The organism is Variovorax soli NBRC 106424, from assembly GCF_001591385.1.
GTDB lineage: Bacteria > Pseudomonadota > Gammaproteobacteria > Burkholderiales > Burkholderiaceae_C > Variovorax > Variovorax soli.
Genome location: NZ_BCUU01000003.1, coordinates 50,515 through 73,909 on the forward strand (window position 1 = coordinate 50,515; position 23,395 = coordinate 73,909).

The 23,395-nt window shown below is 63.2% G+C and carries 25 protein-coding genes and 1 tRNA gene; 1 reads left to right on the forward strand and 25 read right to left on the reverse strand.

Annotated elements, in window-relative coordinates:
* Positions 1-33 precede the first annotated feature (33 nt).
* From VSO01S_RS01690 to VSO01S_RS26965, 24 genes are all read right to left on the reverse strand, one after another.
* On the reverse strand, positions 34-2,115 hold the full coding sequence (locus VSO01S_RS01690; protein WP_068640067.1) for a hypothetical protein: 2,082 nt from the start codon (positions 2,113-2,115) through the stop codon (positions 34-36).
* Between the two features lie 67 nt (positions 2,116-2,182).
* Entirely contained in the window at positions 2,183-5,410 is a 3,228-nt protein-coding gene (locus VSO01S_RS01695; RefSeq protein WP_068640068.1) for a phage tail protein, read from the reverse strand.
* Positions 5,407-5,826, reverse strand: coding sequence for a C40 family peptidase (locus VSO01S_RS01700; protein ID WP_068640069.1), 420 nt, complete (start codon positions 5,824-5,826; stop codon positions 5,407-5,409). Before VSO01S_RS01700 ends, VSO01S_RS01695 begins: the two co-directional genes overlap by 4 nt.
* On the reverse strand, positions 5,823-6,707 hold the full coding sequence (locus tag VSO01S_RS01705; protein WP_068640070.1) for a phage/gene transfer agent baseplate hub protein: 885 nt from the start codon (positions 6,705-6,707) through the stop codon (positions 5,823-5,825). The genes VSO01S_RS01700 and VSO01S_RS01705 overlap by 4 nt, the downstream gene beginning before the upstream one ends.
* Positions 6,704-7,633, reverse strand: coding sequence for a hypothetical protein (locus VSO01S_RS01710; RefSeq protein ID WP_068640071.1), 930 nt, complete (start codon positions 7,631-7,633; stop codon positions 6,704-6,706). The genes VSO01S_RS01705 and VSO01S_RS01710 overlap by 4 nt, the downstream gene beginning before the upstream one ends.
* Positions 7,630-10,098, reverse strand: coding sequence for a phage tail tape measure family protein (locus VSO01S_RS01715; protein ID WP_153305092.1), 2,469 nt, complete (start codon positions 10,096-10,098; stop codon positions 7,630-7,632). The genes VSO01S_RS01710 and VSO01S_RS01715 overlap by 4 nt, the downstream gene beginning before the upstream one ends.
* Positions 10,098-10,337: a hypothetical protein gene (locus tag VSO01S_RS01720; RefSeq protein ID WP_068640145.1), complete on the reverse strand. Its 240-nt coding sequence runs from the start codon at positions 10,335-10,337 to the stop codon at positions 10,098-10,100. The genes VSO01S_RS01715 and VSO01S_RS01720 overlap by 1 nt, the downstream gene beginning before the upstream one ends.
* Before the next feature lie 38 nt (positions 10,338-10,375).
* On the reverse strand, positions 10,376-10,747 hold the full coding sequence (locus VSO01S_RS01725; RefSeq protein WP_068640073.1) for a hypothetical protein: 372 nt from the start codon (positions 10,745-10,747) through the stop codon (positions 10,376-10,378).
* The gene (locus VSO01S_RS01730; protein WP_068640074.1) at positions 10,740-10,976 is read right to left on the reverse strand and encodes a hypothetical protein; all 237 of its coding nucleotides are present in this window, start codon (positions 10,974-10,976) and stop codon (positions 10,740-10,742) included. Before VSO01S_RS01730 ends, VSO01S_RS01725 begins: the two co-directional genes overlap by 8 nt.
* Positions 10,976-11,620: a phage tail tube protein gene (locus VSO01S_RS01735; protein ID WP_068640075.1), complete on the reverse strand. Its 645-nt coding sequence runs from the start codon at positions 11,618-11,620 to the stop codon at positions 10,976-10,978. The genes VSO01S_RS01730 and VSO01S_RS01735 overlap by 1 nt, the downstream gene beginning before the upstream one ends.
* An 86-nt stretch (positions 11,621-11,706) precedes the next feature.
* Positions 11,707-12,072, reverse strand: a complete 366-nt coding sequence (locus VSO01S_RS01740; protein WP_068640076.1) for a DUF3168 domain-containing protein — start codon at positions 12,070-12,072, stop codon at positions 11,707-11,709.
* Entirely contained in the window at positions 12,069-12,536 is a 468-nt protein-coding gene (locus VSO01S_RS01745; RefSeq protein WP_068640077.1) for an HK97-gp10 family putative phage morphogenesis protein, read from the reverse strand. The genes VSO01S_RS01740 and VSO01S_RS01745 overlap by 4 nt, the downstream gene beginning before the upstream one ends.
* Complete coding sequence (locus VSO01S_RS01750; RefSeq protein ID WP_068640078.1) at positions 12,529-12,858, reverse strand: phage head closure protein; 330 nt, start codon at positions 12,856-12,858, stop codon at positions 12,529-12,531. The genes VSO01S_RS01745 and VSO01S_RS01750 overlap by 8 nt, the downstream gene beginning before the upstream one ends.
* Entirely contained in the window at positions 12,855-13,190 is a 336-nt protein-coding gene (locus tag VSO01S_RS01755; protein WP_068640079.1) for a head-tail connector protein, read from the reverse strand. The genes VSO01S_RS01750 and VSO01S_RS01755 overlap by 4 nt, the downstream gene beginning before the upstream one ends.
* Entirely contained in the window at positions 13,187-13,918 is a 732-nt protein-coding gene (locus VSO01S_RS01760) for a collagen-like domain-containing protein (RefSeq protein ID WP_068640080.1), read from the reverse strand. The genes VSO01S_RS01755 and VSO01S_RS01760 overlap by 4 nt, the downstream gene beginning before the upstream one ends.
* Positions 13,911-15,338, reverse strand: coding sequence for a phage portal protein (locus VSO01S_RS01765; protein ID WP_245684080.1), 1,428 nt, complete (start codon positions 15,336-15,338; stop codon positions 13,911-13,913). The genes VSO01S_RS01760 and VSO01S_RS01765 overlap by 8 nt, the downstream gene beginning before the upstream one ends.
* Complete coding sequence (locus VSO01S_RS01770) at positions 15,335-15,628, reverse strand: hypothetical protein (protein WP_068640081.1); 294 nt, start codon at positions 15,626-15,628, stop codon at positions 15,335-15,337. The genes VSO01S_RS01765 and VSO01S_RS01770 overlap by 4 nt, the downstream gene beginning before the upstream one ends.
* Before the next feature lie 104 nt (positions 15,629-15,732).
* Positions 15,733-17,124: a phage major capsid protein gene (locus VSO01S_RS01775; RefSeq protein WP_068640082.1), complete on the reverse strand. Its 1,392-nt coding sequence runs from the start codon at positions 17,122-17,124 to the stop codon at positions 15,733-15,735.
* Positions 17,125-17,127: 3 nt separating this feature from the next.
* Positions 17,128-17,730, reverse strand: a complete 603-nt coding sequence (locus VSO01S_RS01780) for an HK97 family phage prohead protease (RefSeq protein WP_068640083.1) — start codon at positions 17,728-17,730, stop codon at positions 17,128-17,130.
* Between the two features lie 41 nt (positions 17,731-17,771).
* Positions 17,772-19,607 carry a terminase large subunit gene (locus VSO01S_RS01785; protein ID WP_084241618.1) on the reverse strand — a complete coding sequence of 612 codons (1,836 nt, stop codon included), beginning with the start codon at positions 19,605-19,607 and terminating at the stop codon, positions 17,772-17,774.
* Positions 19,555-19,938, reverse strand: coding sequence for a hypothetical protein (locus VSO01S_RS01790; protein ID WP_084241619.1), 384 nt, complete (start codon positions 19,936-19,938; stop codon positions 19,555-19,557). Before VSO01S_RS01790 ends, VSO01S_RS01785 begins: the two co-directional genes overlap by 53 nt.
* Positions 19,939-20,028: 90 nt before the next feature.
* Positions 20,029-20,313: an HNH endonuclease gene (locus VSO01S_RS01795; protein ID WP_068640086.1), complete on the reverse strand. Its 285-nt coding sequence runs from the start codon at positions 20,311-20,313 to the stop codon at positions 20,029-20,031.
* A gap of 337 nt (positions 20,314-20,650) precedes the next feature.
* Positions 20,651-20,726, reverse strand: a tRNA-Met gene (locus VSO01S_RS01800).
* Positions 20,727-20,780: 54 nt separating this feature from the next.
* Positions 20,781-21,146 carry a hypothetical protein gene (locus tag VSO01S_RS26965; RefSeq protein WP_153305093.1) on the reverse strand — a complete coding sequence of 122 codons (366 nt, stop codon included), beginning with the start codon at positions 21,144-21,146 and terminating at the stop codon, positions 20,781-20,783.
* A gap of 745 nt (positions 21,147-21,891) precedes the next feature.
* On the opposite strand from VSO01S_RS26965, the gene VSO01S_RS26970 reads away from it, so the two are divergent.
* The gene (locus VSO01S_RS26970) at positions 21,892-22,494 is read left to right on the forward strand and encodes a hypothetical protein (RefSeq protein WP_153305094.1); all 603 of its coding nucleotides are present in this window, start codon (positions 21,892-21,894) and stop codon (positions 22,492-22,494) included.
* A 181-nt stretch (positions 22,495-22,675) separates the two neighbouring features.
* Here the strand turns inward: VSO01S_RS26970 and VSO01S_RS01810 are convergent, their stop codons facing one another.
* Positions 22,676-23,395: a hypothetical protein gene (locus VSO01S_RS01810; RefSeq protein ID WP_068640088.1), complete on the reverse strand. Its 720-nt coding sequence runs from the start codon at positions 23,393-23,395 to the stop codon at positions 22,676-22,678.

A 23,395-nucleotide genomic window follows, 5' to 3' on the forward strand; every position in this document is an offset into this window, starting at 1 on the left:
CCGAAGCGGGCTGAGGTTGGTGATGGGCTGCGACTACCCGACGAGCTGGAGCGTCTTCACTTCGGCCACCCACTTGATCGTGGCGGCAGCGACACCGGTCACGCGGATCTCCAGGCTTCCAAGGGTGGTGTTGGCGAATGCCGTCACGGTCCAAGCACTGGCACCGCCGATAGCGGCGATGGGGGTGACGGTCAGAGTGCCGTCGATCTGCGTTGCAGCAGCGTTTGCACCCCGGCTGATGGCGCCCGTGATCTTGAATGCCGCCCGATCTCCGAACGTGGCGACCTTCGCGGATACGGTGGCCTCGAAGCAGTACATCGAGTTGTTTGGGAGGACGACCGATGTTGCTGCCGCTGGAGTGCCGCCATCAGCGGACAGGCCGGTCGTCGTGGCATTGGTGGTGGTCGCCCGTAGTACGGCGTGCTGTTCTTGAGCGTCTCCTTGTGACGTGAAGTTTCCCGAGGCCCAAGCCCAGGTGCCGTAGAGCCCACGAGTCGTTGCTTGGGATCCACCCAAGATGCCCGAGTAGTCGCCGCTGGCAGTGTTGTTGCTTCCGCCTCCGATGGTGGAAAAATTGACACTGGCCGAATTGGTGTTGCCTCCTCCGATGGTCGAATAGGCGCCCCCGGCGACGTTGGCATTGCCGCCGCCGACCGTCGCGTAGTTCGCCGTAGCCTGGCAACTGATGCCGCCGGCAACGGTCGCGTTGGATGCAGAGGCGGTGTTGCCAGCGCCGCCGCCGATCACTGAGAAGTTTCCCGAGGCAATGTTGTTCTGTCCACCAGCGATAACTGAGTTGTTGCCGCTTGCCACTTGACCGCTGGACGTGCGCTGCGTCTGCCAATCGACAGCGCGCGGGCCTCTCTTGCCACCTCCGGTTGAAGTTCCATCAGCAACATGAGCGGACAGAGCCCCCGCGCCCTTTGGCGAGATCGCCGCATCGACGTTCGTCGCGCCATTCGTGGCGGTGAGGCTGACGACGGGGACCGTTGCGTTGGGAGAGGCCGTGTTGACCGCGTCCGTCCAGTTGGTCAGCCCGCCCCCACCACCGCCGCCAACCAGTGCCGTTCCGTCAGCCTTGGCATAGTCGATGCAGCGCCAGTTGCCCGAGCCCAGCGATTCCATCGTCGCCACATCGCCCGCGGCCGTGGTGATGTTGGCTGCGCCGGGCAGGATCAAGCTCGTGGCGTTGTGAGTCAGCGTCAGCGCCCCAAGGAATCGAACACGCCGGATTGCACCCGTAGCGATCGAGTCGAACGCGGTAACTGTGGTTGTGCCGCTGACGGTCACCATGTTGGCGGCTGCAGCGCCGATGTTGACCGTCGCCCCCGAAGCCAATGCGACCTGGGGGGCTTCGTTGAGTGCACTCGACAGGGTGCCGCCAGTGAATCCGCCGCCGGGCGTCGCCAGCGCCTGGCCGTTGGCTCGCAGGTAGTTGACGCATCTCCAGTTGCCAGAACCGAGCGAGACGAAGTCGGCTACATCGCCCGCTGCGGTCGTGATGTTCGCGCCTGTTGGCAGGATCAGGGATGTGCCGTTGTGGGTCAACGTCAGCGCGCCAGAGAACACTACCTCTCGCTTCGCGCCAGCCGCAATGGTGTCGAACGCGGTGATCGTCGTAGTGCCCGTGACGGTGATCGAGTTCGCGGCCGCCGCACCGATGTTCACGGTGGTGGCTGAGGCGAGAGTGACTTGCGGGGCTTCATTGAGTGCACTGGTGAGCGTGCCGCCGGTGAAACTCCCTGCACCACCTACCCCGCCGAATGCCTGCCGCTTGTCCGAGGTCGCATCGATAGTGAACGTCGACGCCCCAGCCACGAACTGGAACAGTTGCATGTAGGTCGACGTGTTCAGCCAGTTCGTCGTGTTGGTCGCAGCTGTCACCGCTCCGGTTGTGCGGTGCGCAACAACGTAGTTGGTCGCGCTGGCCGTGAGCACTACAGTGCCATTGGCGACGGTGACGCCGTTGAACTCGCCACCGAGGTAGCCCAGCGTCAGCCCCGTGGTCGTGGCTGGATTGATGCCATACAAGCCGGCAGGACTGACGGATCGGAAGTTCTCCGTCACGCGGGTCTGCCAACCGACAGCGGCGAGGATGTCTTGAAGGATGGTCATCGGGATCTTTCGAGGCAATGAAAAAGCCGCCTCGGTGGGCGGCTTCGTGGTTCAGGTAGTCCTTGGCCTAGACGGTGGCTTGGAGGTAGTTGGAACTGGGCCCAACGGCATCACTGACCTGATGGACGCGAACGTTGACCGCCGCACCGGGCGTGAGGCCGAAGGCGGCTTGCTGGGCGCTGGTGATGGTCAGCGTCGAGGTGGTGCTGACGAGCGAGCCGACACGAGTCGCAAACGTGCCGCTGCTGTAGAAGTCCCAGGTGTAGGACTCCGCCGCCTCGCCCAATGGCAACGCACCACTCGAGTTGTTCATGGCCAGGCGCGAACGCCGGTCGCAGCTCAGCGTGATGTCGCTGCTGGCGTTGGTCGAGCGGCGCAGATTGACCGGGCGCAGCGGCTGCAGCCCCTCTCCCGTGTTGGCGTAGGTCTGCGAGGCAACCGAGTTGATGCTTCGGCCCTTGGTGACGGCGCGGTAGCTCTTGGTCTGCCCAATCCCGCCGACGCCCGTGTCAGGCCGCAGCATTCCGGCAGCGCGCAGCAGGACGAAGGTGTCGCCGGCCTGGTGGTTGCCGGTGTTGTTCTCGGTGCCGAACAGGCCTCGGAGGTGGCGCGAGAGGATGTAGCGGCCACCGCCGAGGCTATCGCCCTGCGCGGAAGAACCAATTTCCCAGCGGCCCGGCGCACCATAGGCCCAGAACTCCCCGCCGTTGGCCAGGAGCACGTCCCGCGTGCAACTATTGAACACATCGTCGCCAAGTGACACCGTGAAGGTATTCGTCTCGTCTACCAAGTTGCGCGTCCATGAGCCAAGCACCGTCTCTGCGAAACCCAGTGGCGCGGATGCGGACACCGTGCCGCGGCTCTGCAGGCTGGTGTCGTCATCGCCGACGAACAATTCGGCATCCGCCGGCACAGGCGCAACGCTGTCCATCGCCACGTAGGGCCCTGCGTTGTTGTCGGCATCGCGCAGGATCGGAATGTCGAGGATCTGCGCGCGCGTGGGTGCCGGGAGCGGGGCGACCTGCTGGCCTTCGTAGCCCGTGGCGCCAACGGCCGTCTGCGTGAAGATCGCCGCATCGCCTGGGACAACGTTCCATTCGCACAGCGCCCCGCTGTCGTTGGTCGACAGCACTAGCCACAGCTTGAACGTGCCGCGCGGGTACTCGATGGTCACGCCATCACCAGGGCTGACGAAGGCGTACTTGCGTGAGACGGTCGTTGACCGCTGGTTCTGCCGGCGCCAAGCGTCGTACAGAACCATCTGCGAAACCTTCTTGGCCTGATCCGATGAACCGAGGCACACCGGCAACTGGACCTGCATGTCCTCAGTGGCATCGGTGACCAAGCGGATCTCCGTCTCGCTGGCAGTTTGGTAGTCCTTCGTCGGTTCGATGTAGGTGACGGTGACGCTGCGCGGCAGGTCAATCTCCTGGGTGCGCTGCAGCGGCATGGTGTCGGTCGATTCGCTGCCGCTTTCCGCCTGGCCGAGTTCATCGAAGGTGACCGTCGCCACCGACACGATGTCGGCATAGCGCTTGAACTTGATCGCGCCGTCTTCATCGACAGGGAAGTACCCGAAGGCGGTGAGGATCGGCTCGATGTTCGCCCGCGCGCTGGCCGGGTTGGCGATCTTGTACCCTCGAACCGTGTCGGTGTCCGGCAACGCGCTCACGTCGTAGCGCAACTCCCCTGCCCGCTCGCACTGGTCCGCGATGATGTCCTTGGCCTTAAGGGGAATCAGTTCGTAGGCCGCAAACTTCGTGAGTGCATACGTTCCGTCGTAATGCGGCCCCGTGACAGCCACCTTCCCATCGGTGAAGAAGTGGGGCGAAACCGTTTCACCGGTTACCGATGAAAACTGCTTGACTGTCCCGCACAACAGTTCCCATGTGCCTCCCGCGGACAACCTATAGACAGACCCAGGACCTGGAAATGTTTCCGAGTTCAGATACAGATACACGCCATTGGCGTCAGCCTGGATGGCTGTGGCGCGCGGGTCCCAGGTCGTTCCGGCGGGACCGGCAATCGAGCTGACGACTGTGCCCGTGTCCGCGTCAATGATCGAGAAGGCATTGATCGCCGAAGGCGAACTGGTACTGACGAAGGAAATGGCGTAGATCTGGCTGTCGTAGAACGCGATTGCCGTGCAGTAGCTGACCGGGCAGGGAACGGATGAGAGGGCTCCGAGAAAGATCGGGTCCCCGGCGACCGCCAAGCCTTGCGTGAATGCATAGGTCTCAGAGATCGGGTCGTATGCGGTGCCGCCGAACCTGTCGAGTCCTCCAGAAAATGCTGCGTATGGAAATTCCGCCAGAGGCCTCACAGTGCCTGTCGTCATGTCAACGATCTCGACAAAAACGGTGCCCGTGTCGGGACCGCCTTGCGGCCTTCGGGAGCGGAGCATCTCGTGCCGACTGCCAGCAATTGGACGAAAGCCATAGACGTCGTTGTTGGCCGGATAGGCAGATGAAAAGATCTGCGTGGCATAGTCAGCACCGACGCGATACCCGGAGAGCAGTCCAACACCCGTTGATGAGCTGAAGTTGGCGTGATACGCGCCATCACTGGCACACACGCCGCCATACCTCTGGATGCTCAACGGAACCGTCGCAATCGTCTGAATCTCGACCGCGTCGTCGTAGCTGTTCGATAGCACGAACGAGAACTGCGGAACGCGCCCCGAAGGCGTGTTGATATCCCGCATGTAGATGCTGACGACGCCCCGATAGGCCGATACGCTTCCGGGTCCACCGTGGAACGCCTCTTCCTCTGGGTTCGGCAACTGGTCTTGATGGCCTTGGTACAGGATGAATGAGGCGTCGGGGCTCTCTGCGCTCGCCAGGGCTGATCCGACTGGAATGCCGCTGGTCGCATCCCAAATGAGCTTTCCGTCCTTCAGGATCTTGACGATGGCGGCCGTGGAGCCATCACGCGGCGTCTCGCACAGCAAGAGCCGCATGTTGACGAAGTAGGCGTAGCTCGTTGTCTTGACGCTGCCGCCCTTGCCGGATCGTTCGGTCGTCGCAACCTCTCGCTTGTCGGTCGACCAGAAGACGTTGCCGCCAAATCGCTCGGTTCCGTACAGCGTCGGGATGCCGACACCGTAGTTGGAGTACTGGACCTTGAGATCATCCAGGCGCGGCCCAAAGACCTTGTCGGGGTCCAGTGCACCACCGATGGCGCCGCCTACAGCACCACCAGCAGCCACGGCGAAGGCGGCATAGCTGGTGCCCGCCGTGAAGTAGGCTGCGATGAGCGAGCCGACGATGGAACCGATCTGACGACCGTTACTCATGCCGTCACCTCGGGAAAGCGGAAGCAGCCGCGCACGGTCTGCATGAAGTAGTCATCGAGCCGGCACTCGACCACGCGGCGATTCGGCAGCCAGGCATGGATGATCGAGAAGCCGCCGTAGGCGCAATCCGCCACGATGGCCATGTGGCGCGCCGTTCCGTCCATCTGCACCAGCACGTCGCCCAGTTGCAGATCGGCGCGCGACACCTCGGCCATGTTGGCCTTGCAGTAGTCCAGCATTTCGGAGCCGGTGGAGGACTTGCCGTAGCCAGCCGCATCCAGCGGAGACAGCCCAAGCTCGGCGCGCACGCACACCGGCAGGCCGATGCAGTCCACGCCGTTGCGGCTGCGGCCTTGGTGCCTGTAGCGCACGCCGATAAATCCACGCGCGACACGCACGATATCGGCGCCGTTCACAGGTTCGTCCCTTCCGTGCCGCCAAGGCCGAGCACCGAGTCAGCACCGGGCACAAGGTCGAAGCCGCCGAAGTTGTTCGTGTTCGCGTGCTTGGTGCGGCAGTCCTCGGTGTAGCGCTTGCGGCACCCAGGGGTCAGCGAGTAGCTGTCGCCGACTGCCAGGTTGTTCAGGAAGGGGAGATGGGTGACAAACGCCCCGCCCGACTGCGCATAGGAATAGACCTCCAGCCACTCACCGGCATTTGCACCCGTCAGGAACGTGATGACGCCGGCGCCGAACCAGTCGTCAACCTCGAATCGGTCGCTGTCTGCGAAGGTGCGAAGATCGGTGACGCTGGTCAGCGTTCCGGTGACGGTCAGCGGGCCAAGATCCTTGTTGCAAGCCGCCGTCCATGCGTTCGGGCTCATGGAGCCGAACACCCACGGGCAACCCTTCGTGACCACACGACCAACGACCTTCTGCAGCTTCTGCGCCAGGCCGCGCAGCTCGGCGTTGAAGGCCGAGCGCGTGACCTTGATGTCGCCCATCGTCGCGGTGGCGATCCACAGCTTGCCGTTGACCAGGGCGCGGTAGTTGACCTCGAACACCTCCACGGTGGCGCCATCCCAAAGCCCCGCCTCGAATTCAAGCTCGGTGATGTCGTCGGACAGGAAGCCCTCGACTTCGGTGTTGGCGACCGCAGCGCTGGCCTCCTGCGAGATGGCCTTGGGGATGAAGCCTTCGGCAGCGCGGTACAGCACACCCTCGAACAGCAGGTCGCGCGCGCAAGTCGTCACGGCCAGAACGAACCCATCCTTGCGGGTGGCCTTCCAGCAGCGGGCAAGGGTTGTCGACCCGAGGGCGTAATCCGCCTTCAGGGGAATCGAGATCGTCTTGCTCATGCTTCGCGGACCTCGATCAGAGTGGTCGAAGGCCCGGCTACCAGCCTGTCGTCGTCATGGCCGGGGCGAACGAGCTCCCAGTTCAATTCGTCTTCCGCGAACTGGACCGGGACGTAGAACTCGCCGGCCCAGGTGAGCGATTCATCAGGCTGCGGGTATTTGTGCCCTTGGCCTGCCGCGGTGACGGTCTTGCCCGCGGTGTTGGTGGCCAGGGTGTAGACATTGAGGCCCGCTCCCGTGATGGCCGTGACCTGGTGACTCTGGTTATTCAGGAGCGCGGCGTCAGCGCCGGTCAGGCCCTGGAGCCAGAGACGACCGTTCACCACCACGCCAATGGCCGAATTCAGCGTGACTTGAGTGGTCGCCCCCACCGTCACGCCCGTGACCGTGCGCGTTGCATCGGCAACGAACGTGACGTAGGAAGGGCCTGCGCTGATGGCGATGTTTCCAGCGGCCACCCCAACCGTGACCGGCGTTCCGCCGCGGTAGACCGTCGGCGCCCCCTTCAACCGGGTGACGGCCTGCGCGTAGACGCGAGTGGAGCCATCCGCCTTTTCAAGCTGGCGCAGGCCGTAGGTAGGGCAGCCGTTGCCGAAGCCGACAGTGCCGAACTCCACGCCGGACATGTAGCCCTGCAGTCCGCTCAAGTCGACCGTGACTGCGGGGTTCGTCGGGTCTTGGATCAGGAATCCGAACGCGCCGGAGTCGGTGATGTTCCAGATCGCCCGAACCTTCGCCCAGAAGGGCAGAAGCATCGGCTTCACGCCGAACAGGTACTCGCGCAGAGTCACGTCACGTACCGCGTTGACGCTGGCATAGCCGCTCGGCGCCATGCTTCGGTCGTTGGCACGGGTCATCCGGCCAGATGCGCCGGCGCGGATGACGTTCTTGGAGAGGATCACGTCGTCGTAGACCTGAATGCTCATGTGTTCCTCCGAGAGCGATCAACGGCGCGGCCAGCAGAAAGCGCGGCCTGGTCGACCGTGCGGCGATCCGTGCCAGCGGCGAAGCTCTGATTGATGACAACCCCGCCGCCACCGCCACCTAGTGCGCTGTTCGGGATGACGCGCGCATTGCGGCTGCCGTTCATGAGGTACTGCTTGCCGTTCACGTCGAGCAGCTCGGGGCCGTTCTCATTGACACGGTGCATGCCCCAGGGGCCGACCATGCCGCCGCCTGCCTTGCCGAACAGACTCGAAAGGAACGAGCCGATAGACCCACCAGAGCCGCCACTACTTCCGAGCAAGCCACCCGTCATGTCCTTGAACGCGCTTTCGAGCGCCATGCGCATGATCTGGTTGATAACCGTATCGGCGAAGCTCTTGAAGGCATCGCCCGCGCTCTTGGCCCCGGTGATCCAGTCGGTGAATGCGTTTGCACCGGCATCGCTGATCAAGTTGTTGAACTTGTCGGCCAGCGGGTCCGCTGTCGCGGCCAACTTATCCAGCTCCAGTCGCGCACGCTCTGCCTCTTGGACAAGCTTCGGACTACCAGAGGCGTTGGCAATCGCCTCTTGCGCCTCCACAAGAGCGCGCATCTGCTCCAAGGCGCCCGAACGGGCCTCACGCAGCTTGACCAAGCTGGATAGCTCGCTATCGGCGCCGACTTGGCGAGAAAGCTGAATGCGTTCCTCTTGGATGCGCAGGCTCTCCGTTATCTGGCCGACCTGTTCGGATGCCTGCCCGTACTCGGCCTGGGCCTGCTTGAGCTGCTTCAGCCGGCCGACCTGGGCAAGACCAGTGGTATCTCCGTTGGCAGTCAAGCGCTTGGTGAGGTCGCTGAACTGATCGTTCAGGCGAATGCGCGAGGCTTCGGCCAGATTGCCAGTGAGTTCCAGCACTTCGGCATTGACCGCGTTGAGCTGGCGGGCCAGATCTTCGGCCGCCTTCTGCTCCTTGAACGACGATTCAACAGACGCTTCGGCGGCGTCTCGGTACAGCTTCGCCTTCTTGGCCAGCAGGTCGTTGATCTTCCCTTGAGCCGACTCGCGATCCGTGGCCTTTGCAGCCTTAGCCTGGAAAGCCTGAAGCGCGGCGATTTCCTGGTCGTAGATCGTGGCTTGAGAGGCGACTGCCTCTTCAGCAGCAACACGACGGCCTTCGTAGTAGTCCTTCGTGGAGATCAGCGCGGCCCCGTTGTAGAGGTCGAGCATCTTGTTGCGCGAGGCCAGGATGTCGCGCTCTTCGTTGGCTGCGTTCTCCAGTGCCTTGAGTTCGTTGTCCAGCAGCTTCTTCGTCGCATCGCTGCCAGAACCGCCGCCCTTCTTGGTGGCGCCCTGGAAGGTCAGTTGCTGGCCGGCGCCCGGGCGATTGCCGAAGCCGAACTGCGCCGCATTGGCCGCGTCCTGCTTCTGCTGATCGAGACGGCGCTGCACTTTCGTGCTGAAGAATTCCCGATTGGCAATGGCCTGCATGTCCGCAGCCCATTCCTTGCCGATCTGGGAAGCTTGCTTGAACTCGCCCGAGGCAATCGCCGCCACTTGCGCAGCCGCGGCGCCGATGGTCTTGCCGATCCCTTCGAAAACGCGAATGACGCCGTCAGCCGAGTCCACGATGAACGCCAGCGCCTTCACTGCCTTTTCGGCAAAGTCAGCGACGGCGGTGCTGTTCGCCAGATCCTTGGTGCTCTTGTCGACGCCTAAGATCTCCTTGATCATGTCCGTGGCCGCGCCCGTGAACGCGGTCATGGCCGGCAGCGCCTGAGTGGCGAGGGCCTGGGCGTACAGATTCAGCTCTGCGCGGGACTTGGCCTGCTTATCGCTGTACTCGTCTGCCTGGGCGATCATCTCGGCCGTCAAGATGACATGCTTGCCGCCCTGCTCGTCCAGCGCCTTGAGGAACGGGAGCGCATCGGCGCCCGACTTGCCGAGAAGCGCGACCGCTACAGCCGTCTTGCCTGCGCCGTCCTCGAAGCCAGCCAAGGACTGCGCGAGTGCAACCATCTGGTCCTCAGGCTTCAGCGCCTTGAACTCTTCGATGTTGATGCCCAGCGCCTTTAGGGCTGCACCGGCGTCCTTGGACTCGTCGTCAACGCCGGTCAGGTTCTTGGTGAGCTTGACCGATGCGCCAGCGATGGCATCCATCGAGACGCCAGCAGTCCCGGCAGCAACAGCCAGGGATGCGAGGCCCTCCGCGCTCCCGCCCGTCTTCTCGGCCAGGTCTTGGAAGTCGCCGGCCTGCTTGATGAGGGAGTCGAACGCGACACCGGCAGCCAGGGCGGCAGAGCCGACCGTAGCCAGGCTGGCGACGGCCAGCGTGCCGGCGTTGCGCAGGCCGGCGCCCAACTGCTCGCCGAACTTCCTGGCTTGGAACTCCGCTTTGGAAAGACCACTGGTAAAGGAGGCGGCGTCGAGCCCAAGGCTCACGACCAATGCGCCAAGCGATGCAGCCATTACTTGCGCCTCCCCTGGCCCAGCTTGCGCACGCCAGCGCCAGCCATATTCCCGAGGCTGAACGCCGCGCTCTCGCTCTCGGTTTCACGGTGTTTGGAGAACATGTCGAAGTCGCTCATCCGGGTCTTGTTGCCGTTGACCTGAGCCAGAACGGTGGTCAACTGAATCAGAAGCAGTTCGAGCCGCCTCGGCCATAGGGGACCGCGCACCATCCACAAGGTGAATTCGTGCTCGGTCATGGCGTTGACGGCTGCCAACGTCACCCCCAGCGATTCCGCTAGGTCGAGCTTGAAGCGGTCTCGGGGGGTGAGTCGTTTCCCAGTTCCTGGGCCTTCTCGGTGGTGTTGACGGTTGAACCGTCAATGGCACGCGAGAGCTTGGCAATCAGGCTGTTGGGCAGACCCAGGAGGACGGTCATGTCGTCCGCGTTCTTGCGGTCGAAGACGAGTTCGCCGTTCTCATCGCACACGGAGTTGGCAACGCCCGTGGCAACGCGGGTGCGCTGGTCCACCTCCGGGCCGGCGTCATCGATGTCACCGACGACGGCGGGCCGAATGTAGAAGTCGCCCCACTCAGGAACGTCCTTGCACAGGCGGGGCTTGGGATGGGCGGTGGCGGCGATGCGCGCCTTGATGTCGGCCTTATTCATTGCGAAGATCCTTGACGCGAAAGTGCTTCGCGAAGTCACCGGGGGTATTGATGGGGATGGCGTCCTGTTCGGACGTGGTCGCATGGAAGCCGACCGTCACGGAGAACGGCGTGTTGACGCCGTACTCGACCTTGACGCTTGTGCAATCCGGGGGGGGGATTCCCAACTCCTTGCAGAGAAACGCGTGGATGCGCTGCCCCTGCTCGGAGTGGCTCGTGATCCTCTTCATCACAGAACGAAGATCTCGCCGGTCAGCTTGAGCTGCGTGTTGCCGGTCCAGACCTGGCCGACCGCACCAGTGAAGCTCGACTGCTGGACGCTGCCGATCATCACGATGGTGCCGCCCGCGTTCGGGAAGGTGATTCGGACTGCAACCTCAGTGCCAGCCTTCTTGGCAGCGCGGAAGGCGTCCTGGATGGTGCTGTTCGGCGCGTAGTTGTAGTTCAGGGTCAGCGTGCCCGAGTCGGACAGTCCCACCTCGAATTCCTTCGCCGTCGAGCACACGGTCGTCACGTCGATCTCGTCGGCGGTGCCGTCCTGCTGATCCGCGCCGGTCAGTTCGCAGAAGTCCGAGTAGGTCAGCGGAGTGAACGTGCCGCCCGAGGTGTACGGCGTGTAGCCGGTGGAATCGACGCCGGCCAGTTCGAAGTCGTCCGTTGCAGGGTTGTCGACCACGAACAGCTTGTTGTTCAGCTCGGTCATGCCGACGACCGCAGCAATGCGGCCGACAGTGCCGAGCGCCAGCCCGTGAGCCGTAGAGGTCACGACCGCCGGGTCGGCTTCCGTGATGTCGGTGATGTTCTTGGCTACCCCGGAGCCGATGCTCACTTGAACTTGGGAGCCGTTGAATTTGAAGCGTTGACCGGAAGACATGGTTTACCTGCTTTCTTTACTGACGGACTGACACAAAACAAAAAGGCCGCTCAGTGGCGGCCTTGGCTTGGGAAACGTGGGTGCAGCTACGTGCTGCTTGGCGAATGAATGAAGTCCATGGAGCACCGATGCAACTTCAGTTCGGGCTCGTAGGTGCTGAATCCGCCCTCATTGCGGGTCGGCGGGGTGACGGCAGCCATCGCCGCCAGAACTTGCAGGCGCAGGGCGCGCGCCGAGTCGAAATCGGTCGAATACACGTCCACCTGAATCCGGGTGTCCGAGGTGTTTGCGGCGTCGTCGCCGCAGATGTCCTGAACTGGCGTGTCGCTGATGAAGGTGAAAAGAATGGCCGGCGTAATGGGCACTTCTGGCTTCTGCGGGAAGGTGCTCGCATACACCCGGTTGGCCACCAGTGGCGCCAGGGCGGCGAAGATGGTCTGTTCGAGGCTCATGCCTTGTTCGCCTTGTCGATGCGCTGCTTCAGCCGCGCCTTCATCGCGTCAATGACGGCCTGCTTGTTGTTGTCCAAGGCAGGGCGAAGGAACGGGCGAGCCGCCATCTTGGCCGTGCCGAACTCCACGAACCGACCGTAGAAGGCGTCCTTCGGAACCTTCCCGGAGCCGTGGCGGACGGTGACGATATGCTCTTCGGTCACGGTGCGCTCTGCAGGCGGCAGGCGCTTGACGATGATGTTCTTCTTCAGGTTGCCGGGTTGCGCGATCTGGTCCTTTTGCACGCCCAACTGGTGGGGCTGGTCCGACATGGGGGCGTTTGCGATGGCGGCCTTCTTGACCACCTGCGCGCCCGCATTCGACGCCGCGCGGGCGATCTTCCCCGACATGTCCACCGACAACTTGCTCAGCGCATCGCCCAACTCCTTCAGGCCCTCGACCTTGATGGTGACGGTGCTAACCATTGTTTTCTCCCGTCTCGCACACCAGGTCAACGTACTCGCGCCCGACGCTGTCAGGGATCACGGCGAGGATCGAATAGACCGTGCTGCCGTACACCGCCCGGCAGGTTGCATCGATGTCCTCGCGGAACCGAATGCGGATGCTGGCCTTCACGAGGCTGACAGGGACCGCGGCGCTGCGCACGACCTCCATGCCGCTTTGGTGGCGCAGATGCGCCCAGACCTGCGCGATGTCCACCCACGCCTGAGTTGTGCCGCCCGTACCGGTGGGCGTTTCGACCAGGCGCTGCAGGAGCACGCGGGAATTGAGCGGTCCGGCTTTCATGCCAGAGGCGGCTTGCGCCGAGAAACGAGCAGTGCGGTCACGGGTCGCGGCAGGTAGTTGATGTCCCAGTCCTTGCCTTCTGCACCGTCCGGATCGCGCAGCATCACGCCAACCATGTAGAGGGTCGCGTTCTTCACGTCGTCCGGCACTACAACGTCTTGCTCCGGAATCGGGTCGCCGTTGACATCCAGCAGGAATTCGTTTGCCGCGTCGTCGAGGTGTCGCAGCACGAGTGTCGAGGCGCCGCCAATCATCAGCTCAATGTCGGTGTCCAGCGCCGTGCCGTCGACCCGCAGGCGCAGCTTGGCTTCGTCGAGCGTCACGAGGTTCATAGCTTCACCGGAGCCGTCTTGTCGATGCCGTTGCGGCCATCCTTGCCGTCGCGGCCCTTCTTCACCGCCAGGCGCCAGCCTTCGGACTCCGGTTCACCAGGCTTACCCACCGGGGCGTCCTTTTGGGCAATCCAGAACGAGCCATTCCAGGTCACGCCGTCGCCGGCCTCGTAGGCGCGCTCCACGAACACGCCGCGGTCGATGACCACCGGCATGCGGAATGCGCGTTCGACCGACATTTCACCCTTGACGAGCCGAATCGTCACGGTGCGCTCGCCGTCGTGCTCGACCTGCACATCATCGAAGCCGAGCCCGTCGCGACCGTCTTTGCCATCGCGTCCATCGCGCGGCGCGGGGATCGAGTCGAGGGCCTTGGACAGCGCGTCCTGCGCGCGGCGCTCCCATTCGAGCGCCCATTTGGCGTGCATGCTCTCCAGGAGCGGTGCAACGTCGTCCAGGCTGACGCTCTTGCCGTCGCGGCCCGGCTCGCCTTGATCGCCCTTCTCGCCGCGTTCTCCCTGGACAGATTCGCCGCGCTCGCCGCGTTCGCCCGGGTCGCCCTTCTCGCCCTTGATCGACTCACCAGGATCACCCTTCGGGCCAGCCGGAATGCTCTTGACCTGCTGCTCCAGCGCAGCGAGCCTGCCACCAAGCGTCTTCAACGCGGGTTCGATCCATTTCTGGACGGTTTCGAGAAGCGTGGCCGCAAGAGCCTTGGTGTCAAGCATGGGCGGCCTCGGGTTCAATGGTCAGTTCGGGGAGCGCCTTTGCGCGCTCGGCCAGATCTGCAAGCAGCTGCGCGGTGTAGTCCTTGGCCTCGGGCGGCGGTTCGGGCGCAGGGGCCGGGGCCGGCGCGGGAGCGGGCGGCGCGGCGAGTGGATTCGTCTTGTCGCGCTCGGCCAGAGCTTCGAGCGAGTAGTTCTGCTGCTGGAGGTAGACAGCATCTCCACCGGCAACAGGCGGCAGGTTGACCTGCAGACGAGCTTCGTTCGGGGCCATGATCGCGCCGCCGACGAACTTGCTCAGCATGTCGGCCTGGCTCGCCGGGTCCATGCGCAGCAGGTTGCTCAGTTCCAACTCGGTACGCATGCCGGTAGGCAGCGCAAGTCCATCATCGAGGCACGCCTCCATTTCCTCGATCAAGGATTGCAGGCAGTCGCTGTAGTAGATGAGGTTCATGTCGCCAACCTTCTGGCCGGCTGGCATCGTGCCCATGCCCAGTTTGAAGAGCGGCACATGGAACGCCTGGGCGATGAATTGCGAGGTCAGATTGACTTGCTCGGTCGTTTGCGAATCCACCGAGGTCATCCGAATGGGGTGGTATTGCATCCCATCCCCTACTACCGCCACGCGGCCGGCGTTGTCGCCCGTGAAGTTGCTCGTCCAGTAGTCCTTCAACTCCTTCGCCGTCTCCTGACTGATCTGTCCAGGCGCAGCCAGGATGCCGCTCGGCTTCGCGCCCTGGGTGAAGAAGCGCTTGGAATCCTTCTGGATCTGCAGGCCCTGCTCGGCCGACAAGCTGGCCGCGTACAGCGGCGACACGCCGACGAGCGGATGGAACAAGCAGTTCATCCGGTCATGGATGATCTCGCTGGCCGGGACGACGATTTGCGTCTGCTCCAGGCCGGTCAGGTTGTCGGGCTGCAGTTGGTAGAAGATCGAACCATCGGGCGCCACCAGGGGAACCGTGCAGAGCGGGTCCAGGATGTACAGGCCGACGACGACACCGCGGCCGTCGCGCTGCTTGAGGGCGTACATGTTGCCCGCCAGCAGTTTCGACATGATCCAAGCCTGCTTGAACTGGATCTGGTTCTGGTAGCGGTTCGCCCGCTTGAGCACCGGGGAGAAAGCCGGATTGGTCGTTTCCGTCCAGATGGTGTTCGAACCCAAGGCCATCAGGCGGGTTCGCAGCTTGCCGATGTCGTTGGCGATCAGTGAGACGCAGGCGTAGACCGTGGGGTGAGACAGGATCGTCTCGACCGGCGCCTTGATGTCCGACTGGAACCAGTAGGGCGACTGGGAGATAGTCAGCCAGCCGCCGTCCACCGAAGTCAGCGCGCGAGGTACAGGCAAAGCCTTCTCCTGCGGTTTCGGCATCGCTGCGCTCACCACGTTCTGGGCGCGCAAGGTGGCAGCGAAACTGCTCACTTGACCTGCGCCTTTCGACCGCGCTTGCCCGGCGCCGTCACAGCAGCCGTGGCCTCCGGCGCAGCCGGTGCAGCGGCGACTTCGGGCGCGGCTTCCTGAGCGGCGACTTCGGGCGTCTCGACAACAGGCTCCTGCTTCTGGACCGGCGCCGTCACAGCAGCCGTGGCGTACCGTGCCTTGCCGAGTGCCGTCAGCACGCGGGCATCCTGCTTCGTGGCCGGAAATGGGTCATCCGCCTGCAGTCGGCGGGTGCCGTAGGTGAAGCGGCGCGTTGCGATGAGTTCGGGCATGTCGTTTTCCTTTGTGGGGCACGTCCTATGCAAAACGGCCCGCCGTGAAGCAGGCCGTTGAACGCAGGGAGTGCGAGGCCAGGCCCGAAGGCCCGGCCAGGTCATCACGGCACTTCGGGATCGCCGTAGGCGGCCGAGTCGATGAACGCCACGGCCGACGCGCGGCGCTTGGCGAAGTTGATCGGGCGCACCACCTTGATCGCGGTTGATTCCTCTTGGAACATCGACGTGCCATTGGCCGAAGCCGCGGCCGGCGTATCGGTGGCGCCGGTCGGAGCCGAGTCCTGCTCGATGTACGCTTCACGCGAGATCGAAACCTCGATGCCGTAGTCACCGATGCGGTAGATGTCGGACGGCTTCAGCAGGATCATGTCGCCCGCGCCGACGTTGCCGCCGCTCACCAGCGGATCGCCCAGCAGCGCACCGCCGTTCGCGCTCAGGCCCGGGAACGCGAAGTTGCCCAGCGCGTTCTGCATCAGGCCCAGGGCCTTCGCCAGCGACGGGGTCGTCACGAACTGCAGGCCATCGGCGTTGTTGGCGGCGATGAACGGGGCGTACAGCGCCTTCACGTCAGCGATCACGTCCTGGATCTCGTTGCCGGCGCTGGTGATGGGGGTCAGCCCATTCAGGATACCGGCTGGCGAGACGCCAGCGGATGCCGCGGCAGCGGACAGGAACGTCTGGTCAACGCGCTGCGAGGAGGCTTGCACCAGGGCATCGCGCACCAGCATTTCGGCCGAGGGCGACGAGTCGCGCAGCAGTTCGTTCGACACGACCGCCAGGGCGGCGACCTTGAGGGGCGTCAGGTTGACAGACATGAAGTCCGCCTTGCTGACCGGAATCCCCTTCGATTCGCCCACCCAGTAGCCGGTGGCGGCGCCGTCCTGACCCTTGATCATGACGTTCGCCGGCACCTGGCGCAGCGGCAGCTTGTCGTACACGGTCTGCGCGTACAGGTACTCGATGAAGTCGCCCAGGTACTGGTTATTCACCTGCACCAGCTCGGCGCCCCACTCGCCGGCACCCGAACCGCCGCCGGCCACGGCCGCCTTGACGACCTCGACCAGCTTCGGGTTCGACTTGCCCCAACGCTGCTGCGCGACGGCGACCGGCGACATGTCCATCAGCCGGCCCAGCGCCTTGGCGATCACCAGGCGGGTGTAGTGCTGGCCCTTGAACTTCTCGTCGGCTTCCTTGTTGACGTGGATCGCCGGAGCGCCGCCGGTAGCGATGGCGCCGCGGGAAGTGGAGGCAGCAGCGGGCGTGCCACCGGCAGCCGGGACGGCCTTGGTCGCCTGGACGGCTTCCATTTCCTTCAGGTCGGCCAGTTCCTCGTCGATCATCTTGATCTCGGAAGTCAGGCCGGCGAAGGCTTCGCGCTCGGCGGCATCTTTGGTGCGACCCTCGGTCGCGACCTTCTCTTGGATCGCCAGTTGCTCGGTGGCTTTCTGATTGCGCAGCTCGGTGAGCCGCTTGATTTGGTCTTGAATGTTCATGATTCAGCCTTTCGGGTTGAAATAGACAACGCCCTTGCGGGCAGGGCTTCCCGAAACGCCGGGAGGGATGCGAACGAATGCGGCTGCTTTGCGGCCAGACGCGGCCAGCAGCGTTTCACTCGCGGACTTGATGGAGGTGATCGTTGCCTCGGCGTTGGCCGGGATGCTCACCGTTGAAAGTTCGTAGATCTCGACCTCTTGGAAGTCGATGCCTCCGTCTTCCTTGAAGGCGTACTTGATCGGCCGGAAGCCGACGCTCACAGCGCGCACGAGGCCGTGCTTGATCTCCAGCCATGCCGTGTCGACGCGGTCCTTCAACGGGCCGGGCTCCGAGACAACGGGGATTTCCGCTTCGAACTCGATGCCCTTCTCAGTCGGCTTGCTGAATCGCACCTGGCCGATGGGGGAATCGCGGTCGTGCTGATGCAGCAGGACCAGCGGATTCTTGAACTTCGCGCCCATCGGGTTGATCGTGTCGTTCACCCGGTCGACGCCTGGCGTCGTGGCCATGCCGCGGAAAACACGACGCTCGCCCTCTTCGACAGCCTTCAACTCGAACACCGCGTAGGCGCGGTCTTCGACGGCAACGGTTCGCTTGGTCGTCATAGCTGGGGTTCCAATGAAAAAGGCCCGCACTTGGCGGGCCTTCAGATGATGAAAAGTTGAGGTTTTCGCTTTGGTACGAACACAGCGTTCGCCGCACCGAAAGCCATGCACAGCGCAACGGCGGCGTCGATCTTGTTGATCGACCGAGTCTTGGCCAGCCAATGGTTGCCCCATTTGTCCTCTTCGATGACCGCGGACATCATTGCGGAGATCAGCACCGGGTTGGACCGAAGACGAATCCGCTTCTCCAACAACGCATCTTCCAGAAGCCGAAGCGAGCCAGGCATCCAAAGCCCTTCGGCCTTTTCCTTTTTGGCTTCGGCAGCCTTCTTCATCTCCTCGGTGGGCTGGCCCTTCTTCGTTCCACCTTGCGGGTGCTCGATGAACTCAAGCTCCAAGCCGATTTCCTCGACGGCCTCTTCAAAACGCTTGAAGGCGTACCGGTCGTAAGCCACCATCTGAACGTCGAACTTCTCGGCGTCCTCGGCCAGCGCCTGGGCGACGTGCCGGTAGTTGATGTTCCCCCCTGCTGGCGCGTGTATGTGCCCCTGATCGCGCCAGACCGTGTACGGGATCTTGTCCAGCAACTCGCGCGCCTGAATCGTGTCTCCCGGCGTCCAAGCCTCGACCCATGCGTCGAACGTCGGCTTGCCGTCCTTCGTCTGTCCGGTCTGAACTACTGACGCCTTGGCAGTGATGTCCCGGTTCTGCGAGAGGTCCAGCCCCGTGAAGACCTTCTTCCCGGCGTGCTCGACATCCGGGTCGAACTGCGCCAGTGCCGGCTCCAGCGTGGCCCGCGTCATCCACGCCGTCTCGGCATCCGTCCACACGCAGAAATGCAATCGCAGGATGCCATTCAACTGGCCAGGAATCGCCTTGGCCTGCGCCACCACATCCGAAAGGTACTGCTCGGTGATCGTCACGCCCAGTAGCGGGTTTGCCTTCGGCCAACACGACGGATCGCGCAGAGGGTCATCCCCCTGATCCAGCGAACACACGTAGCTGAACGTCGTGTCATCTATCACGTCACCGACGAATGTCGGGTCGTTCACCGCCTCTGTATGCCCTGCCGCCACCTTCACGGCGTGCTCGTGTTCCTCCCAAGCCACGGAATTCCGGTCACTCCCGGAGTTCGTGATCATGAACAGCAGCGGCTGCCGGCGGAACTTGAAGCCCCGTTCCAGCATTTCGATGCTCTTGCGATCCGGCAGCTCGTGGACCTCATCGGCCAGCACGAACGAAGGCCGCGGGCCTGAACCCGTTTTCCCGGTATCCCGCGACACCGGACGGAAAAAGCTCGCGTTCCGGTGATAGGCGATGTTGTACTCGCGCCCCTCTCCGCCCGAGAACTCTAGACGCTTCTTCAGCGCCTGAGACGCCTTTACCATCTTCACGGCATCCGCAAACAGAATGCCGGCCTGCTCCTTCTTGGCCGCCGCCGCATAGACCTGGGCGCCGGCCTCGCCGTCTGCCATCAGGCCATACAGACCAATCCCGCCCGCCATCGGGCTCTTGCCATTCCCCTTGCCCTGCTCGATGAACGCGCGACGAAACCGCCGAGTGCCATCCGCACGCTTCCAGCCGAACAGCGAGCCAACAATGAACGCCTGGCTCGGGTCCAGACGGAACGGCGTCCCTTCAAACTGCCCTTCCGACAGCTTGAGCATGCCCTCGAAGAACTCGAATGCCCGCTGCGCCGCCGCTTCATCGAAGTACAGGCCGCGCTCGTGCCCTCTCTCCAGGTCAAGCAGATGTCGCCGGCAGGCATTGCGCACATGCGGGCCTGCAACGATCTCGCCGGCCACCACGGCCAGCGCATAGGCATCAATGCGGTTTGGAGAAGAACTCGTCTTCGGGATCTTCTTCGTCGCCGCCATGCGTGACCTTGCTGATGTCGACCGGAGTCGCCCCCAGCTTCGACAGGATGGACGCCAGCGCGCTCGAAGCAGCCACGCCCAAATCATCCTTCTCCATGCGCGCAATCCACGAGCACGCCAGCCTGACCATGATGCGATCCGAGCTTGTCAGCCACGGCATCTCATACTGAATCTCGGCCCATGCCTTCTTCTGCTCGTCGGTCATGGTGGCGTAGGGCTCACCCAGTCCACGAGTGCTTTTCGGCGCCTTCCGGTCCTTGAACCTGGCCGCGTTCTTCGCCGCGGCCCCCGATACCTCGGCCTTCGCCTTGGGTGTTCTTTGCCTGGGCATTTACCCTATATCCTGAATTGTGGATGCGTGAAGAGTTGGCCAGAACCGGTTTCCGAGAGGGTCCATCCAGAATCTGGAAACTCCCCCCCCCTACGTCGGCCACCCGTCCACCCCGATCTGCACCGTCTCCTTTTGACCGAGGTCACGCCTTGTCTTTGCCTCATGGCATGGCAGGCACAGCACCTGGCTGTTCTCGTCGGTGTCGTCGCCCTTGTTGACCAAGGCTTTGATGTGGTCCAGTTGGAACCCTGCCGGGTAGTCCGTGAACCTTCCACATCCCGCGCAGCTCGGGTCCTTGCTCCACACCCTGAGGCGACGTGCCTGCAGGGCTCTGCCTCTTAGGCGTCCATCCGTGTTGTCGAATCTGGCGGCCATAGGGACTTACCTCTCAGCTGGCTACCTGCCGTTCTTCCGTGCCTGATTGCGCCAGGAGCTTGACGCTAGGAGTACCGCGCCGTATTGACCGCCCAGCGCGCCGCTCTCAGGTTGAGCGGTGTGAAACGGCGGTTGGTGTTCATGGCCTCCCGGTAGGCAAGCCGGGTACTCTCAACGGGCTTTCGCCCTATCGCGGGTGCCACCTCGCGTCCTTCACCAGATCTCGGCCAACGAGCGGGAATCGAACCCGCCTGCTCTGTTATCGGTGAGCACCGATTGAAGGTTGCCGGATGCGGCCCTTTGGCTATGCCTATGGGGTGTGGCCGACCGGCGAACATGGTTGCGGCGGCCCGACTCGAACGGGCGACACGCGGGTTATGAGCCCGCTGATCTACCTACTGATCTACACCGCAGAAACGGAAAAGCCGCCGAGGCGAACCTGGGCGGCTTGGAACTATTGCCGTCTGCTACTTCGCGGGAATCGCCGACCGCTCGGTCAGTTCGGAAGCGATGTCCATCGACGCCTCCCACACCGATTGCAGTGGATCGTTGCGGCAATGCTTGTCCAGCATGGCATTCAGCACATCATGGCTCGGAACGTCAAACTGAGGCCGCGCCTTTTGGGCCAATCGCTCCGTGTTGATACCTGATAGGAAGCCTTGAATCCAATGGCTAGCGAACATTGCGCGCGTTACGCGCCCCGACGTGGATCGATCAGCCAACCAATCGCCGCACTTCACCGAGGCTCCAGCGCCGACGACGACGGCATCCGCAGCTGCGAGATTCGTCGCAATAACAAACGCCGCTGCGGCCAATACCTTCTTGCTTTGCATCCCGATCCTTCAAGACAAACAATCCGTTGCAATTGTGCCTGTCTAGAAGAAAGGAATGAAAAAGCCCCGGCCGTCACCAGTCGGGGCAGGAGGCCGGGTGGTCCGACCTTGGAGAAGAGATTCCAACGAGCGACTTCATCATGAGCGCGTTGGCAGCGCCACGCAACGAGCTGCCGCCTCAGTGCGCCGTAACGCTGAGCGAATCGGAAACTATTTCACGGTCGGCCAACCGATTTTGGAGAGCGCCGTCTCGATGGCCAGCCGACTACTACCGCTTGTCGCGACAGTAGTACATCGCGCCGAAAGCGCCCGCGCCAACAACGGCACCCGTCACCAACACCACCGGTGCGAAGCCAAGAGTGGTGGCCGTAACTCCGAGCGTTCCTCCCATATAGCCGGCGCTTCCCGTCAGGATGGCCGCGCCCGAACTGTGCGTCACCGCAGTAATACCCAGTGCAGTAGTCGTTCCCACTGCGCCAGCTCCAACTCCCGCGGCAGCGGCTCCACCAACGACTACACCCTTAACCCAGCTTTCGGCCGCGTGCGTCTTCTCACACAGCGACGACGCAGCGTTGGCGGAGCACGAGGCTGCAAGAGCGAACAAAAGGATGGCGGGTTTGAGCATGCCGCGAATTCTATCGAGGCATAAGACGAAATGCCTACAATATTTGATGGGCAGCGACGCGGGGCGCACTCCGTTTCGTTTCTGTGGAACCGCTTTGGCGCCGGCACAGAGGAGTAGTTCGTGGAATCGCTCACACAAAAATGCATTGCGATCCGCAAGGACGGCACCCAATGCACCAACCCCGCAAAGGACAACAAAGATCTGTGCGGCACACATCTAAGAGCCCGCCGTCACAAGGCCATCAAGAAGGTAGATGGCGCAGCCAAGAAGGTCGCGGTCTACGCGAGAGTGGCAGGAGCCGCCGCGGCAGTAGCGAATGCTGCCACCGCCATCGCCACCCATTGGGACGACATCGTCAGAGTCCTGAGTCATTTCATCCACTTCGCTTGGGACGAGCCGTTTGGCGGCAAATCAACAACCGACCATCATGCGCTTGAACTCCAAGAGATTGCGGCTGCTATGGGTCAGGCTGGCTCGCCATCGGATCTGGAGGGCCAGGCCTGGGGCTTTGAATCCAGAGCGGACTTCTTTCTGTTGAGCGCCAATGCCGTGGGAAGGGGTCGCGCCCCAGTCGGCATTCCCGATCCGAAAGAACTCCAGATGCTTCAGACTCTTCTTCAAGCCTTCTCACAAGCTCACTCGGAGTTCGTTCGAGCCGTTGACGAAGAGGCACCGGAACTCAGCGTGAAACTGGCAAAGACCTTCCGCTACTACAACGCCTAACCTAGCCCGCCAACAAAAAAGCCCGCTTCATGCGGGCTTCGTTGTTTCTGCAGACACCTTCCCTATCGCGGTCGCCTCGCAAGGCTTTCACCTTGGAGTAGTTCGTGCGGCTGGTGCCGGAAGATTCGAGTGCGAGGCGGTCAGCGCCGCCTGCGGTCTCGGCCCGCAGCATAGCATGGAGTTACACGATGTGCGAGTGCGACGTGAACTTCCGGATCTTCTGTCGCGCCCGATGCACGCACTCGATCATGTGGGCCTCGATCTGCCGGCCGTCCTTGCCATGGGGAAGCGGGCGCTCCCCCACACCGTTGCAGCCGCCGGCATGCGCAGGCGGGCACGTCCGGTTCGACTGGCGATTCGTACCCGGCACAACCTCGTACTTCGTGCCGTTGCACCGCGGGCACTGGTGATCGAGCCACCAAAAGAGCACTGAGCGAACCTTGGCCGCGGCGCCCTCGATGCCGTTCATCGTCGCCCACTCCACCAGACCTGCCTGGGCCGCGGGCAGCGTCTTGAGCTTGCCCAACAAGCGGAGGCGCTCCAGGTCGAACCACTTCTCCGCCTCGATCTTGGCGGCGACCAGGCGCGGCACGCTCTTGCGGGTCTTGCCGCCGTCTGCGCCGATCACTTCGATGTCGACCATCGACGGCAGGCCGGCCGCGATCCGCTCGATGTCGTGCGGCTTCGGCATCCGGGGATGCTCTGCGCGGTCCCATTCCGAGTGCAGCGCCATGAGGTTGCGGCCAATCACGTACTCGACCGTCTTCGACGTCCAGCCGGCCGCAGTGATCACGTCGGCATCGCTGGTGGGACTTCCCTCCCTGGTATCCAGGTGCAGATTGGACGTGTTCGTCGCGCTGGTCAGGCGCTCGTCGATCAGTGGTGCGTCCGGGTTGCTCAA

What these genes read in the sequence shown, in the direction of transcription:
- VSO01S_RS01730 (WP_068640074.1), bottom strand. Translation starts at nt 10,976, where the DNA reads ATGAAGAGGATCACGAGCCACTCCGAGCAGGGGCAGCGCATCCACGCG.
- VSO01S_RS01735 (WP_068640075.1), bottom strand. Translation starts at nt 11,620, where the DNA reads ATGTCTTCCGGTCAACGCTTCAAATTCAACGGCTCCCAAGTTCAAGTG.
- VSO01S_RS01740 (WP_068640076.1), bottom strand. Translation starts at nt 12,072, where the DNA reads ATGAGCCTCGAACAGACCATCTTCGCCGCCCTGGCGCCACTGGTGGCC.
- VSO01S_RS01750 (WP_068640078.1), bottom strand. Translation starts at nt 12,858, where the DNA reads ATGAAAGCCGGACCGCTCAATTCCCGCGTGCTCCTGCAGCGCCTGGTC.
- VSO01S_RS26965 (WP_153305093.1), bottom strand. Translation starts at nt 21,146, where the DNA reads ATGCAAAGCAAGAAGGTATTGGCCGCAGCGGCGTTTGTTATTGCGACG.
- VSO01S_RS01715 (WP_153305092.1), bottom strand. Translation starts at nt 10,098, where the DNA reads ATGGCTGCATCGCTTGGCGCATTGGTCGTGAGCCTTGGGCTCGACGCC.
- VSO01S_RS01780 (WP_068640083.1), bottom strand. Translation starts at nt 17,730, where the DNA reads ATGACGACCAAGCGAACCGTTGCCGTCGAAGACCGCGCCTACGCGGTG.
- VSO01S_RS01720 (WP_068640145.1), bottom strand. Translation starts at nt 10,337, where the DNA reads ATGACCGAGCACGAATTCACCTTGTGGATGGTGCGCGGTCCCCTATGG.
- VSO01S_RS01695 (WP_068640068.1), bottom strand. Translation starts at nt 5,410, where the DNA reads ATGAGTAACGGTCGTCAGATCGGTTCCATCGTCGGCTCGCTCATCGCA.
- VSO01S_RS01790 (WP_084241619.1), bottom strand. Translation starts at nt 19,938, where the DNA reads ATGCCCAGGCAAAGAACACCCAAGGCGAAGGCCGAGGTATCGGGGGCC.
- VSO01S_RS01725 (WP_068640073.1), bottom strand. Translation starts at nt 10,747, where the DNA reads ATGAATAAGGCCGACATCAAGGCGCGCATCGCCGCCACCGCCCATCCC.
- VSO01S_RS01775 (WP_068640082.1), bottom strand. Translation starts at nt 17,124, where the DNA reads ATGAACATTCAAGACCAAATCAAGCGGCTCACCGAGCTGCGCAATCAG.
- VSO01S_RS01690 (WP_068640067.1), bottom strand. Translation starts at nt 2,115, where the DNA reads ATGACCATCCTTCAAGACATCCTCGCCGCTGTCGGTTGGCAGACCCGC.
- VSO01S_RS01705 (WP_068640070.1), bottom strand. Translation starts at nt 6,707, where the DNA reads ATGAGCAAGACGATCTCGATTCCCCTGAAGGCGGATTACGCCCTCGGG.
- VSO01S_RS01760 (WP_068640080.1), bottom strand. Translation starts at nt 13,918, where the DNA reads ATGCTTGACACCAAGGCTCTTGCGGCCACGCTTCTCGAAACCGTCCAG.
- VSO01S_RS01770 (WP_068640081.1), bottom strand. Translation starts at nt 15,628, where the DNA reads ATGCCCGAACTCATCGCAACGCGCCGCTTCACCTACGGCACCCGCCGA.
- VSO01S_RS01795 (WP_068640086.1), bottom strand. Translation starts at nt 20,313, where the DNA reads ATGGCCGCCAGATTCGACAACACGGATGGACGCCTAAGAGGCAGAGCC.
- VSO01S_RS01785 (WP_084241618.1), bottom strand. Translation starts at nt 19,607, where the DNA reads ATGGCGGCGACGAAGAAGATCCCGAAGACGAGTTCTTCTCCAAACCGC.
- VSO01S_RS01755 (WP_068640079.1), bottom strand. Translation starts at nt 13,190, where the DNA reads ATGAACCTCGTGACGCTCGACGAAGCCAAGCTGCGCCTGCGGGTCGAC.
- VSO01S_RS01745 (WP_068640077.1), bottom strand. Translation starts at nt 12,536, where the DNA reads ATGGTTAGCACCGTCACCATCAAGGTCGAGGGCCTGAAGGAGTTGGGC.
- VSO01S_RS01710 (WP_068640071.1), bottom strand. Translation starts at nt 7,633, where the DNA reads ATGAGCATTCAGGTCTACGACGACGTGATCCTCTCCAAGAACGTCATC.